General features: G+C 75.4%; 10 protein-coding genes. 7 read left to right on the top strand and 3 right to left on the bottom strand.

Features of this window, described 5'->3' with window-relative positions; translation table 11 throughout:
- Positions 1–169 precede the first annotated feature (169 nt).
- Positions 170–1765, bottom strand: coding sequence for a methyl-accepting chemotaxis protein (locus ACRYMN_RS09625; RefSeq protein WP_432494389.1), 1596 nt, complete (start codon positions 1763–1765; stop codon positions 170–172).
- Between the two features lie 65 nt (positions 1766–1830).
- On the opposite strand from ACRYMN_RS09625, the gene ACRYMN_RS09620 reads away from it, so the two are divergent.
- Positions 1831–2937 carry a calcium:cation antiporter gene (locus ACRYMN_RS09620; protein ID WP_432494387.1) on the top strand — a complete coding sequence of 369 codons (1107 nt, stop codon included), beginning with the start codon at positions 1831–1833 and terminating at the stop codon, positions 2935–2937.
- Between the two features lie 50 nt (positions 2938–2987).
- On the opposite strand, the gene ACRYMN_RS09615 is transcribed toward ACRYMN_RS09620, so the two are convergent.
- Positions 2988–3161, bottom strand: a complete 174-nt coding sequence (locus ACRYMN_RS09615) for a hypothetical protein (RefSeq protein ID WP_432494385.1) — start codon at positions 3159–3161, stop codon at positions 2988–2990.
- A 237-nt stretch (positions 3162–3398) separates the two neighbouring features.
- On the opposite strand from ACRYMN_RS09615, the gene ACRYMN_RS09610 reads away from it, so the two are divergent.
- On the top strand, positions 3399–4415 hold the full coding sequence (locus ACRYMN_RS09610) for a right-handed parallel beta-helix repeat-containing protein (protein WP_432494383.1): 1017 nt from the start codon (positions 3399–3401) through the stop codon (positions 4413–4415).
- Between the two features lie 127 nt (positions 4416–4542).
- On the opposite strand, the gene ACRYMN_RS09605 is transcribed toward ACRYMN_RS09610, so the two are convergent.
- A complete protein-coding gene (locus ACRYMN_RS09605; RefSeq protein WP_432494381.1) occupies positions 4543–5553 on the bottom strand; it encodes a YihY/virulence factor BrkB family protein in 1011 nt (336 codons plus the stop codon).
- Between the two features lie 145 nt (positions 5554–5698).
- Here ACRYMN_RS09605 and glgX point away from each other — a divergent pair, with 145 nt between their 5' ends.
- The 5 genes from glgX to ACRYMN_RS09580 all read left to right on the top strand — a co-directional run bounded on the left by glgX (position 5699) and on the right by ACRYMN_RS09580 (position 13454).
- A complete protein-coding gene (glgX, locus tag ACRYMN_RS09600) occupies positions 5699–7840 on the top strand; it encodes a glycogen debranching protein GlgX (RefSeq protein ID WP_432494379.1) in 2142 nt (713 codons plus the stop codon).
- On the top strand, positions 7837–10317 hold the full coding sequence (treY, locus tag ACRYMN_RS09595) for a malto-oligosyltrehalose synthase (protein WP_432494377.1): 2481 nt from the start codon (positions 7837–7839) through the stop codon (positions 10315–10317). The genes glgX and treY overlap by 4 nt, the downstream gene beginning before the upstream one ends.
- 71 nt (positions 10318–10388) lie before the next feature.
- Positions 10389–12143 carry a malto-oligosyltrehalose trehalohydrolase gene (treZ, locus tag ACRYMN_RS09590; protein ID WP_432494375.1) on the top strand — a complete coding sequence of 585 codons (1755 nt, stop codon included), beginning with the start codon at positions 10389–10391 and terminating at the stop codon, positions 12141–12143.
- Positions 12140–12826 (top strand): NUDIX hydrolase N-terminal domain-containing protein, encoded by a 687-nt coding sequence (locus ACRYMN_RS09585; RefSeq protein ID WP_432494373.1) that lies wholly within the window; start codon positions 12140–12142, stop codon positions 12824–12826. The genes treZ and ACRYMN_RS09585 overlap by 4 nt, the downstream gene beginning before the upstream one ends.
- A 64-nt stretch (positions 12827–12890) precedes the next feature.
- Complete coding sequence (locus ACRYMN_RS09580) at positions 12891–13454, top strand: toxin-antitoxin system HicB family antitoxin (RefSeq protein WP_432494371.1); 564 nt, start codon at positions 12891–12893, stop codon at positions 13452–13454.
- The last annotated feature ends 198 nt before the right edge of the window (positions 13455–13652 follow it).

The following is a 13652-nucleotide window of genomic DNA, read 5'->3' as shown; positions in this document are numbered from 1 at the left end:
CCCCAGGGGGCCGGGCCGCTGCGCGTTCCCGCACCCGCAGCACGAGGAAGGGCCCCGCCGGAACCGGCGGGGCCCTCGACGACGGGTGCTCACCCGGGTGTCGTCGTCTCCTCCCCCGGCGCGTCGCACCGCTCCTCGGAGCGTGCCGCGACGGCGCCGGGGACGGGTGTCAGCCGCGCGGCAGGGTGAAGGAGCCCACCAGCTGGTTCAGCTCCGCCGCCGCCGCCGAGACCTCCCCGGCCGTCGCCGCGGTCTGGTTCGCACCCGCCGTGGTGTGCTCCGCCGCGGAGGCGATGCCGGAGATGTTCACCGCGATCTCCTGGCTGCCGGTGGAGACCTCGCTGACGTTGCGCACCATCTCACTGGTGGTCGCCGACTGCTCCTCCACCGCCGCCGCGATCGTCGCCTGCAGCGCATCGATGCGCGAGATGACCTCCGTGATGCCCCCGATCGCGCTGGCCGCCGCCCCCGCATCGGCCTGCGTGGCGTTGACCCGCGTGATGATCGACTCGGTTGCCCGCGCGGTCTGCTGCGCCAGCTCCTTGACCTCCCCGGCCACCACCGCGAAGCCCTTGCCCAGCTCCCCGGCCCGGGCGGCCTCGATGGTCGCGTTCAGCGCCAGCAGGTTCGTCTGCTCGGCGATGGAGGTGATCAGCTTGACGACCTCCCCGATCTCGCGGGAGGAGGCCGACAGGCGCTCCAGGATCGTGGAGGCCTCCGAGGCGGAGGAGACCGCGGCCGCGGCCACCCCGGAAGCCTCCGCGGTGGAGGTGGCGATCTCCCGGATCGCCGAGCTCATCTCGTCCCCGGCGGCGGCCACCGTGCCGATCGAGGCGGAGATCTCCTCGGTCGCGGCGGAGACCACCTGCGACTGCGAGGCGGACTGCACCGCACCGCTGGACAGCTGCGTGGCCACCGCACTGAGCTCCTCGCTGGAGGAGGCCAGCGAGCGCGAGGAAGCGGCGATGCGGCGCATCGTGGTGGTCAAGGTGTCCATCGTGGCGTCCACCGCACCGGCCAGCGCCCCGACCTCGTCCTTGGCGGAGTAGCCCACCCGCTGATCCAGCCGCCCGCCGGCCAGGCCCTGCACCACGCTCAGCGTCTTGGCCAACGGACGCGCGATGGAGCGGGCCACGACCACGGCCACCGTGATCGCCACCGCCACCGCCAGAGCACCGATGACCAGCAGCAGCACCACGGCCTCGTGGTAGGCGGCCGAGCCGGCGGCGGCCGTGTCCGCGGCGGCGTCCTGCTCGGCGGCGCTGATCGCGTCCAGCTCGGCGTTGAGGGCGTCGACGATGGGCGAGGTGGTGGCCTTGCGCTGGGCGTAGAAGGTGGCGGTGTCGTTGGCCTCGGCCAGCGGGACCAGCGCCTCGCGGGCGGTGCGGTACTGCGCCATGAGCTCCTCGGCCTTGGCGTGCTGGGCCTTCGGGGCCGCCGGGGAGCTGGCCAGGTAGGCCTGCCACGCCTGGTCGTAGGCCTCGTCGCTGTCCGCCATGTCCGCCAGCGCGTCCTGCGTGTCGGCGGCGTCGGGCGCCAGCGCGGCCTTGAGCAGGTCGATGCGCCCGCCGGAGAAGACCTCCTTGACGACGCCGATGGTCTGCACGGAGGCCACGCCGCTGCCGGAGAGCGCCTTCAGGTTCGCCTGGGATGAGCCCAGGCGGTTGATGCCCAGGCCCACGACCACGGCGAGCACGAGGCAGACGACGCCGAAACCGGCGAAGAGCTTGGAGGCGACCTTCAGGTCGCGCAGTCGAGTGAGCACGTCGCTCTCATCGGCTGGTGCGGCGCCGGGGTTGAGGCTCGCCGGGCCTCTGTGAGGCTGGGGGCATGACCTCTTCGCGCTCCCGGACACCGCCGTGGCTCACGTGGACCTCGATCGCCCCCGTGGCGGCCCTGGTGGTGCTGGCCCTGACGTGGGGCAGCTACCCGGGCGGTCCGGTGGTCGCCCTGGTGGCGGTGGTCCTGGCCGGGGCGGTGCTGGCGGCGGTGCACCACGCCGAGGTGGTCGCGCACCGGGTGGGCGAGCCGTACGGCTCCCTGGTGCTGGCGGTGGCCGTCACGGTCATCGAGGTGGCCCTCATCGTCACCCTGATGGCCGCGGGGGGGCCGGAGGCGTCCTCGCTGGCGCGCGACACCGTCTTCGCGGCCGTGATGATCACCTGCAACGGCGTCCTGGGCCTGTCGCTGCTGCTGGGCGCGCGGCGCTTCGGCACCACCGTCTTCAACGCCGAGGGCACCGGGGCCGCGCTGGCGACGGTGGCCACCCTGGCCGCGCTGAGCCTGGTGCTGCCCACCTTCACCACCGCCCGCCCCGGGCCGCAGTTCTCCCCGGCGCAGCTGGTGTTCGCCGCCGTGGCGTCCCTGGCGCTGTACGCGATGTTCGTGGTCACCCAGACGGTGCGCCACCGCGACTTCTTCCTGCCCGTGGCCCCCGACGGCGGCGCGCTGCGGGAGGAGGAGCACGCCGCTCCGCCGAGCGCGCGCGCGACCGCGGTCAGCCTGGTCCTGCTGCTGCTGGCGCTGGTGGCCGTGGTGGGGCTGGCGAAGGTGGAGTCCCCCGCGATCGAGGCGGGCGTGGCCGGCCTGGGCCTGCCGCAGTCCTTCGTGGGCGTGGTGATCGCCCTGCTGGTCCTGCTGCCGGAGACGATCGCCGCCGGCAACGCCGCCCGCCGCGGGCGCACCCAGATCAGCCTGAACCTCGCGCTGGGCTCGGCCATGGCCAGCATCGGGCTGACCATCCCGGCGATCGCCGTGGCCTCGATCTGGCTGGAGGGCCCCCTGTTGCTGGGGCTGGGCCCCACCCAGCTGGTCCTGCTGGCGCTGACCGTGCTCGTCGGGGTGCTCACCGTCGTGCCCGGGCGCGCCACCCGCCTGCAGGGCGGGGTGCACCTGGTGCTGCTGGCGGCCTTCCTCTTCCTGGCCGCCAGCCCCTGACCGGTCGGGCCAGGGGGCCCACGGCCCCGCGGCCCCGCGGCCCGGGGGCGTCAGGTGCCGCCGGCTCCCCCGGCGGCGGAGCGCACGTGCGGTGCGCGGTCCTCGCGCAGGGCGTCGGAGCGGTCGGCGCCGGCGTCGTCCGCGCCGACCGCGCCCCCCCGGGCGCTGAGGGTGGCGAACGTGAGCGTGGCCGCCGGGCTGCCGGCGGGTCGTCCGGTGACCAAGGGTCCTCCAGGTGGGTGGCAGGTGGGTGGCTGCTGCCCGGCACCGGTGCAACGCCGGGCGGGGCCGCTCGCGTTCCCGCCCGGCGCGGGCGTGACCGTCCGCGAGCGGGCTGGCCCGAATGGGGGACGCCACGCGGTGATATCCCGATTACGCTCCGCAAGCTCGGGGGCGGCGCTACCGTCGTGCGTGCGAGCCGGGCCGAACACCGCCCGGCCGCTGACGACGGGGGGGGAACCGTGCGCAAGCTGCTCACCGCTGCCGTGGCGGCGTCGACGGCGCTGGTCGCGACGCCGGCCGCCGCTGCGGCCCCCGCACCGGTGCGGTGCGGGGACACGATCACGCAGGACACCACGCTGCGGGGCGACCTGGTGTGCGCGGGGGCGGGGCTGACCGTGGCCGCCAGCGGGGTGGTCCTGGACCTGGACGGGCACCTGCTGCGCGCCGGCGAGGGCCCAGCGGTGCTCGTGCAGCCGTCCGCGGAGGGCGAGGGCCTGGCGGACGTCACGGTCCGGCGCGGGCGGGTCGTCGGCGACGTGGCGGTGTACGAGACCGACCGCCTGGTCCTCAGCCGCCTGGACGTGGACGGGCTCGTGGACGGCTACCTCGTCGACGACGCCTCGGTGCGCGCCTCGCGCATCCGCGGCAGCCTGGCGCTGCAGTACGCCGTGCGCCCGCTCGTGCAGGGCAACCGCATCGAGAACGACACCGACCGCCCCGCGGTGAGCCTGCTGGCCATCGCGCCGCGGGTGGTGGGCAACGCGGTGCGCGCCGGGGGCCGCGACGGCGTGCAGCTGGTGGAGTCCAACGCCGACGAGCGCGGCACGATCTCCGGCAACACGATCAGCGGCGCCGAGGCCGGCGTCTCGCTGCCCTACCTCGGCTCCGACGTCGACGTCACCGCCAACCGCATCAGCGACTCCGTGCACGGCGTGGCCGTGACCGGCTACGGGCACCGCGACGTGCGCATCGACCTCAACGACGTCTCGCGCACCTCCGGCGCCGCCGTGGTGGTCGAGGGCGCCGAGACCGAGGGCAGCTTCAGCATCAGCCGCAACCGCGTGCGCGACGCGGGCGGGGACGGCATCCGCTACCTGCCGGACACCACCTACGGCACCGCCGCGGCCGTGGTCGAGCGCAACGACGTGCGCGGCGTGGCCGGGCGCGGCATCGACGCCCCGGTCGCCACCGGCGGGCGCAACCGCGTGCGCGGCGCCGGGCTCAGCCCGGCCTGCGTCGGGCCCGCCTGCCGCTGAGGCGCGGGGGGGGGGGGGGGGGGGGGGGGGGGGGGGGGGGGGGGGGGGGGGGGGGGGGGGGGGGGGGGGGGGGGGGGGGGGGGGGGGGGGGGGGGGGGGGGGGGGGGGGGGGCGCCCCCCCGCCGCCTCAGGGCACCCAGCGGCGCCGCTGCTGCGCCCGGGCGCGGGCGGCCCCGCGCGCCGCGGCGCAGGTCGGGTCGGGCCAGCGCCGGTCCACCGCCGCGTTCAGCGCCGCGCCCACCAGCACCGCGAGGGTGAGCACGTAGAACCACACGAGCACCGCGATCGGGGCGGCCAGCGGGCCGTACACGGACGTGGGGGTGCCGCCGACGGAGAGGGCCAGCAGCCGGCGCAGCAGCGAGGACGCCAGCAGCCACAGCAGCAGCGCCAGCGCGGCGCCGGGCAGGGCGCGCCACCAGCGCCCGCGCACCGGCGTGGACAGGTGGTACAGCCCCGCCAGGCACAGCACCGGCAGCACCAGCACCAGCGGCCAGTACGCCCCCGAGAGCACCCGCAGCTGCGCCGGCAGCCACTGCGCCACCAGCCGGGGGCCCACCAGCAGCAGCGGCACGACGACCACCGCCACGAGCAGGCCCAGCAGGTACGTCGACAGCGACAGCAGCCGGGTGCGCACGACGCCGCGGTGCCCGCCGAGGCCGTACATGATCGAGATGGTGTCGACGTGGACGTTCAGCGCCCGCGAGCCGGACCACACGCTCAGCGCCAGGGCCAGCAGCGACAGGTCCGCGCGGCCGGTGGCGGTCACCGCGTCGAAGGTGGGCAGCACCACCTGGGCGACCACCTCGGGGGTGAAGAACGCCGCGGCGAGGTCGGTCAGCTCCTCGCGGGCGCCGGCCACGCGCGCCGCGCCCAGCCAGCGCCCCAGGTGGCCCAGGCTGGCGACCAGCCCGAAGACCAGCGGGGGCAGCGAGAGCAGGGCGAAGAAGCCCCCCTCGGCGGCCAGGCCGGTCACCCGGAAGCGCAGGCACGACTCCACGGTGCGCGCGGTGACCTCGCGCGCGGCGGCCGCGGCCCGGCGCACCGCCGGGTCCGCGCCCCGCACGACGGCGACCGGGGGCGGGGGCGGGACCGGGACCGGGCGGGGGTGCGCACCGGCGGGGCTGAGGTCGTCGGGCACCGCGGCAGGCTAGCCGCGCCGGGCCCGGCGCCCGGCCAGGCGCGCTGGCGCGCGCGGGCCGGGGTGTGCGCGGTGCCGGGAGCGGCCATGATGACGCTCGACCGCGCACGCTTCGTGCACGAGCTAGGCAGTGGAAGGACCCGCGATGCAGATCTGGCCCGGACGCCCGTACCCCCTGGGCGCCACTTACGACGGGGCGGGCACGAACTTCGCCCTCTTCTCCGAGGTCGCGGACCGGGTGGAGCTGTGCCTGATCGACGAGTCCGGCCGCGAGCAGCGCATCGACCTGCCCGAGGTCGACGGCTTCGTCTGGCACGCCTACCTGCCCTCCGTCATGCCCGGCCAGCGCTACGGCTACCGGGTGCACGGCCCGTTCCACCCCGAGAGCGGGGCGCGCTGCCAGCCCGAGAAGCTGCTGCTGGACCCGTACGCCAAGGCCGTGGAGGGCCAGGTCGACGGGGACGAGTCGCTCTTCTCCTACCGCTTCGACGACAACTCCGTGGTCAACACCGACGACAGCCTGGGGCACACGATGCTCTCGGTGGTCGTCAACCCGTTCTTCGACTGGGGCAACGACCGCCGCCCGGCGCACGAGTACCACGAGTCGGTGATCTACGAGGCGCACGTCAAGGGCCTGACCCAGCTGCACCCGGACATCCCCGAGGAGATCCGCGGCACCTACGCCGGCATGGCGCACCCGGCGATGATCGAGCACCTGACCTCGCTGGGGGTCACGGCCGTCGAGCTCATGCCGGTGCACCAGTTCGTGCAGGACACGCACCTGGTCGAGAAGGGCCTGTCCAACTACTGGGGCTACAACACGATCGGCTTCTTCGCCCCGCACAACGCGTACTCCTCCACGGGCCAGCGCGGCCAGCAGGTGCAGGAGTTCAAGTCGATGGTGCTGGCGCTGCACGAGGCGAACATCGAGGTCATCCTCGACGTCGTCTACAACCACACCGCCGAGGGCAACCACATGGGCCCGACGCTGTGCTTCCGCGGCATCGACAACCAGGCGTACTACCGGCTGGTCGACGGCGACCAGAAGCACTACTTCGACACCACCGGCACGGGCAACAGCCTGCTCATGCGCTCCCCGCACGTCCTGCAGCTGATCATGGACTCGCTGCGGTACTGGGTGACGGACATGCACGTGGACGGCTTTCGCTTCGACCTCGCCGCCACCCTGGCCCGCCAGTTCCACGAGGTCGACCGCCTCAGCGCGTTCTTCGACCTCGTGCAGCAGGACCCGGTCGTCTCCCAGGTCAAGCTCATCGCCGAGCCGTGGGACGTCGGCGACGGCGGCTACCAGGTCGGCGGCTTCCCGCCGCTGTGGACGGAGTGGAACGGGCGCTACCGCGACACGGTGCGCGACTTCTGGCGCGGCGAGCAGGGCACCCTGGCGGAGTTCGCCAGCCGCATCACCGGCTCCTCCGACCTGTACGAGCACTCCGGGCGCAAGCCGATCGCCAGCATCAACTTCGTCACCGCCCACGACGGCTTCACCATGCGCGACCTCGTCTCCTACAACGAGAAGCACAACCAGGCCAACGGCGAGGGCGGCGCGGACGGCGAGAGCCACAACCGCTCGTGGAACTGCGGCGTGGAGGGGCCGACGGACGACCCCGGGATCGTCGCGCTGCGCGCGCGCCAGCACCGCAACCTGCTGACGACGCTGCTGCTGAGCCAGGGCGTGCCGATGATCCTGCACGGCGACGAGCTCGGCCGCACGCAGCGCGGCAACAACAACGTCTACTGCCAGGACAACGAGCTGGCCTGGGTGGACTGGGAGCTCTCCGGCGCGCAGCGCGAGCTGCTGAGCTTCGCCCGCCGGGTGGTGCAGCTGCGGCGCACCGAGCCGGTGTTCCAGCGCCGCCGCTTCTTCGCCGGCGACGCCCGCCACGGCGGGGAGAGCGAGATCGGCGACATCGAGTGGTTCGGCGCCGACGGCACGGAGATGCAGGACGCGGACTGGGCCGACGCGGCCAACCGCTCCCTGATGGTCTTCCTCAACGGCGAGGCCATCCCCGAGCCGGACCGCCGCGGCGAGCGCATCGTGGGCGACTCGTTCCTGATCATGTTCAACCCGTGGCACGAGGCGGTGGAGTTCACCCTGCCCGAGAAGGCGTACGGCGACGACTGGCGCCCGCGCCTGGACACCGCCGACGACCAGGTCGGCGTGGTGACCATCTTCACCGAGGAGACGGCGTTCTCGCCGGGCACGAAGCTGCCCGTGGCCGCCCGCTCCGTGCTCGTGCTGGCCCGTGGACCCCTGGGAGAGAAGTGAGCGACCCGACCTACCGCCCCGCCGTCGTGCCGCTGAGCACCTACCGCTTCCAGGTGCAGCCGGCGTTCACCTTCGACGACGCCGCGGCCCAGGCCGAGCACCTGCAGCGCCTGGGCGTCTCGCACGCGTACCTCTCGCCGGTCCTGCAGCCCGCTGCCGGCTCCACCCACGGCTACGACGTGGTGGACCACTCCCGGCTCAACGAGGAGGCCGGCGGTCGCGCCGGCTTCGACCGGCTCGTGGCCGCGCTGCGCGGGGCCGGCCTGGCGGCGGTGGCCGACGTGGTGCCCAACCACATGGCGGTACCCACCCCGGCGCACGACAACGCCCAGCTGTGGTCGGTGCTCAAGGAGGGCCCGCGCTCGCCGTACGCGCGCTGGTTCGACGTGGACTGGTCCGTGCAGGACCGCGCCATCCTCATGGCGGTGCTCGGGCAGCGCATCGGCCAGGTCCTCGCCGACGGCGAGCTCAGCCTGGACACCCGCTCCACGCCGCAGGGCGAGGAGCGCGTGCTGCGCTACTACGACCACGTCTTCCCCGTGCGCCCGGACACCGAGGACCTGCCGCTGGCGCAGCTGGTGGACCGCCAGTGGTACCGCCTGGCGCACTGGCGGGTGGCCGACGAGGAGCTGAACTACCGGCGCTTCTTCGACGTGGACACCCTGGCGGCGATCCGCGTGGAGGACCGCGAGGTCTTCGACGCCTCGCACGCGCTGCTGCTGGAGCTGGTCGGCCGCGGCGACCTGCAGGGCCTGCGCATCGACCACCCCGACGGCCTGGCCGACCCGCGCGGGTACCTGCGGTGGCTGGCCGAGGCCACCTCGGGGGCCACCGGCGACGGCAGCGCGTGGGTCGTGGTGGAGAAGATCCTCGAGGGCGAGGAGGTGCTGCCGGCGGACTGGGCGTGCGCGGGCACCACCGGCTACGACGCCCTGCAGCGCGTGGGCGGGCTGTTCCTGGACCCGGCCGGCGCCGAGCCGCTGACCGAGCAGTACACGGCCCTGACCGGCGAGACCGGCACCTTCCAGGCCGTCGTGGACAACGCCAAGCGCGAGGTCGTCGAGCACGGCCTGTACGCCGAGGTGCACCGCCTGGTGGAGCTGCTCTCGGGCATCTGCCACGACGACGTCGACCTGCGCGACCACACCCGCCGCGGCCTGCACGAGTGCGTCGTGGAGCTGCTGGTGGCCTTCCACCAGTACCGCGCCTACGTCGTGCCCGGCGAGCCCGCCCCGCCGGAGGCGGTGCGCGTGGTCGAGGGCGCCGCCGAGCACGCCCGCGCCCACCTGCCCGAGGAGCGCCACGACACCCTGCGGGTCGTGGTGGACCTGGCGCTGGGCCGCGCCGGCAGCCCGGACGACCCGCGCACGGCCGAGTTCGTCGTGCGCTTCCAGCAGACGTGCGGGCCGGTGATGGCCAAGGGCATCGAGGACACCTCGTTCTACCGCTGGTTCCGGCTGTCCTCGCTCAACGAGGTGGGCGGCGACCCCACCCGCTTCGGCACCTCCCCGGAGGAGTTCCACTCCTTCTGCGCGGCCCTGGCGCGCGACTGGCCGGCGGCCATGACGACGCTGTCCACCCACGACACCAAGCGCAGCGAGGACGTGCGCGCGCGCCTGTCGGTGCTCTCGGAGCTGACCGAGGAGTGGGGCGCGGCGCTGGCGCGCTGGCGCGAGCTGGCCGCCGAGCACCGCGCCGGGGAGCTGGACGCGCGCACCGAGCTGCTGGTGTGGCAGACGCTCTTCGGCACCTGGGGCGAGGGCCCGATCTCCGCCGAGCGGCTGCTGGGCTACCTGCAGAAGGCCACCCGCGAGGCGAAGGACCACACCACGTGGACCTCCCCGGACGAGGCGTACGAGTCCGCCGTGGAGCGCTTCGCCACCGGCGTGCTCGGCGACGAGGCGGTCCTGGCCGCGGTGCGCGGGTTCGTCGAGGAGACCGCCGCGGTGGCGCGCGTGGCGGTGCTGGGGCAGAAGTTCGTGCAGCTGGCGATGCCCGGCGTGCCGGACGTCTACCAGGGCACCGAGCTGGTCGAGCTGTCGCTGGTCGACCCCGACAACCGCCGTCCCGTGGACTACGCCGACCGCGCCCGGCGCCTGGCGGCCCTGGACGCCGGCTCCGCCCCGGCGGACCTGCACGACGAGAAGCTGCTCGTGGTCTCGCGCACCCTGCGCGCGCGCCGCGACCACCCCGAGCTGTTCGTCGGCGAGCACGCCGGGTACTCCCCCGTGCCCACCACCACCGGCCACGCGCTGGCGTTCGGGCGCGGCCCGGCCGGTGCGCCCGGCGCGATCGCGGTGACCACCCGCCTGCCCGTCTCGCTGCAGCGCCACGGCGGCTGGGGCGAGCACACCCTCTCGCTGCCCGAGGGGACCTGGCGCGACGCGTTCACGGGCACCACCGTGCCCGGCGGCGCGGTGCGCATCGCCGACGTCCTCGGCGAGCTGCCCGTGGCGCTGCTGGTGCGCGAGGGCTGAGCCGCCCGGCGGCTCGGCGCCCCCGCGGGCGCCGAGTCGCCGCAGCGCGCCGTCTCCGACAGGGTTGCCCCATGGAGTTCGGGGTGTGGGCGCCGCAGGCGCAGCGGGTGGACCTTCTGGTGGGCGCGGGCGAGGACGCGCAGCGGCACGCCATGCGCCGCAGCGACAGCCCGCGCGAGGGCTGGTGGACGGCGGACGTGGACGGCGCCGGGCACGGCACCCGCTACGCCTTCTCCCTCGACGGCGGCGACGCGCGCCCCGACCCGCGCTCGGGCTGGCAGCCCGAGGGCGTGCACGGCGCCAGCGCCGTGGTCGACCCCTCCACCTTCACCTGGACCGACGGCTCCTGGGGCGGGCGCGAGGCGCGCGGGGCGGTCTTCTACGAGCTGCACGTGGGCACCTTCACCCCCGAGGGCACGTTCGCGGCGGCCGCGCAGCACCTGGACCACCTCGTGGAACTGGGCGTGGACGTCGTGGAGGTCCTGCCCGTCTCGGCGTGGGACGGGCCGTGGAACTGGGGCTACGACGGCGTGGCCCCGTACGCGGTGCAGCACGAGTACGGCGGCCCGGAGGGCTTCGCCGCGTTCGTCGACGCCTGCCACGGCAAGGGGCTGGCGGTCGCGCTGGACTGCGTCTACAACCACCTCGGTCCCAGCGGGAACTACCTGGGCGAGTTCGGCCCGTACTTCACCGACAAGCACGACACCCCGTGGGGCGCGGCGGTCAACCTCGACGACACCGGCTCGGTGGAGGTGCGCCGCTGGATCTGCGACGACGCGCTGCGCTGGTTGCGCGACTTCCACGTCGACGCGCTGCGCCTGGACGCGGTGCACGCCCTGGTCGACGACTCCCCCGTGCACGTGCTCGCCCAGCTCGCCGACGAGGTCGCCGCGCTGTCCGCCGAGGTGGGCCGGCCGCTGTCGCTGGTGGCCGAGTCCGACCTCAACGACGCCGCGATGGTCACCCCCACCGCGCAGGGCGGGTTCGGCATGACCGCCCAGTGGGACGACGACGTGCACCACGCGCTGCACGCCCTGCTGACCGGCGAGCGGCAGGGCTACTACGGCGACTTCGGCTCCCCGGAGGTCCTCAAGACCACCTTCGAGGAGGCGTTCTTCCACGCCGAGCGGTTCTCCAGCTTCCGCGGCGAGGTGTGGGGCAAGCGGGTCGACCGCTCGCGCGTGCCCGGCAGCGCGTTCCTGGGCTACCTGCAGACGCACGACCAGGTCGGCAACCGCGCCGTCGGCGAGCGCATCGGGCACCTGCTCAGCGAGGCGCGCCTGGCCTCCGGCGCCGCGCTGTACCTGCTGGGGCCCTTCACCCCGATGCTGTTCATGGGCGAGGAGTGGAACGCCTCCACGCCGTGGCAGTTCTTCACCTCCTTCCCCGACCCCGAGCTGGGCCAGGCGGTCAGCCGCGGGCGGCGCTCGGAGTTCGGCGAGCACGGCTGGAGCGCGGAGGACGTGCCCGACCCGCAGGACCCGGCCACGAAGCAGCGCTCCGTGCTGCGCTGGGACGAGGTCGAGCAGGAGCCGCACGCGCGGGTCCTGCGGTGGTACCGCACCCTGACCCGGCTGCGCCGCGAGGTGCCCGACCTGCGCGACGCCGACCTGGGCGCGGTGCGCGTGGACGTGGCCGGTGGTGCGCTGGTGCTGCACCGCGGCGCGCACCGGGTGGTCGTCGCCCTCGGCGGCGGCGGCGACGTCGAGGTCGGCGGCGAGCCGGTGGAGGTGCTGGCGGCCTTCCCCTCCGGCCCGGCGCCGGAGCTACTGGCCGGCGGCGTGCGCCTGCTCGGCGAGGGCGTCGCCGTGGTGCGCGTGGCGTGAGCGGGCCCGGCACCGGGGCGCAGGGGACGGAGGGCACGGAGCAGCGGGCGGAGCGGGTGCGGCGGGCCGCGGTGCGGCTGGCCGCCCTGGCCCAGGACGGCCTGGCGTACTCCGTCGGCGACGCCACCAAGGACTACGACACCGCCCGCTACCGGCAGGTCGCCGAGCTGGCCGCGCAGCTGCTGGCCACCGTGTCCGCCACGCCGGTGGAGGAGCTGCGGCTCGTGCTGGGCCGCGACGCCGGGTACGCCACCCCCAAGGTCGACGTGCGCGCCGGCGTCGTCGACGAGCGCGAGCGCCTGCTGATGCTGCGCGAGCGCAGCGACGGGCTGTGGTCGCTGCCGGGCGGCTGGGTCGACCCGGGCGACCGGCCCGGGGAGGCGGCGGTGCGCGAGGTGCTGGAGGAGACCGGCCACCCCGTCGAGGTGACCAAGCTGGTGGCGGTGTGGGAGCGCGACGTGCGCGGCAAGCAGCCGCCGCTGCCGGTGTCCGTCTTCCACCTGTTCTTCCTGTGCCGGGTGGTCGGTGAGCCCGTGCCCGCGCAAGACCTGGAGACCCTCGAGGTCGGCTGGTTCGGGCTCGACGAGCTGCCGGAGCTGTCCGGCTCGCGGGTGACCCGCGAGGAGCTGGAGCGCGTCCTCGCGCACCACCGCGACCCCTCCCTGCCCACGGAGTGGGACTGACCCCGGCCCGCGCGTGACACCACACCCCTTGATGTGACACCACGAGTGGTGCCACACTGACGTCGTGGACCTCGCGAAGTACGTCGACGACCTCCAGCGGCAGCTGGCCACGGCGGCCGGTGCCGGGGGGGAGCAGGCGCGCGAGCTCGCCGGGCGCCTGACCGCCCCGCTGGACGCCGCCGCGCGCCTGGTCCTGCTCGGCGCGCTCTCCGACGCGGCCGGGGAGATCTCCGCCGAGCTCGCGCCCGGCTCGGTGGACGTCCGCCTGCGCGACGGCTCCCCGGAGTTCGTCGTCACCACCGCGACCCTCCCGCACCACCGGCACGACCCGCACGACCCGTCCGCGGCCGTCCGCGCCGCGGACGCGCCCGCCGACGCGCCCGCCGACGGCCCGCCGGCCGGCGAGGGCGAGGGCGGCTCGACCACCCGCACCACCCTGCGCCTGCCGGACCACCTCAAGGCGCAGGTCGAGGTCGCCGCGGCACGCGACGGCGTCTCGGTCAACACCTGGCTCGTGCGCGCGGTCGCCGCCGCGCTGGAGGGCTCCACGGGCCGCCCCGCCGCCCCCACCGCCCCCGCCCGCTCCCCGCAGCGCGGCACCGGGCGCGTCACCGGCTGGGTGCGCTGACCCGGGCCCAGCCGCACCGCACCCCGCACCCCGCACCCGCTCCACCCCGCACCCCCCCCCCCCCCCCCCCCCCCCCCCCCCCCCCCCCCCCCCCCCCCCCCCCCCCCCCCCCCCCCCCCCCCCCCCCCCCCCCCCCCCCCGCCCCCGGGCCCCCCCCCCCCCCCCGCCCCCCCCCCCCCCCCCGGCGGTGCTGCCCCG

Source organism: Kineococcus gypseus (assembly GCF_050871305.1).
Lineage (GTDB): Bacteria > Actinomycetota > Actinomycetes > Actinomycetales > Kineococcaceae > Kineococcus > Kineococcus gypseus.
This window is presented reverse-complemented; position numbering and strand designations above follow the sequence as displayed.

What these genes read in the sequence shown, in the direction of transcription:
- treZ (WP_432494375.1), top strand. Translation starts at nt 10,389, where the DNA reads ATGGAGTTCGGGGTGTGGGCGCCGCAGGCGCAGCGGGTGGACCTTCTG.
- ACRYMN_RS09620 (WP_432494387.1), top strand. Translation starts at nt 1,831, where the DNA reads ATGACCTCTTCGCGCTCCCGGACACCGCCGTGGCTCACGTGGACCTCG.
- glgX (WP_432494379.1), top strand. Translation starts at nt 5,699, where the DNA reads ATGCAGATCTGGCCCGGACGCCCGTACCCCCTGGGCGCCACTTACGAC.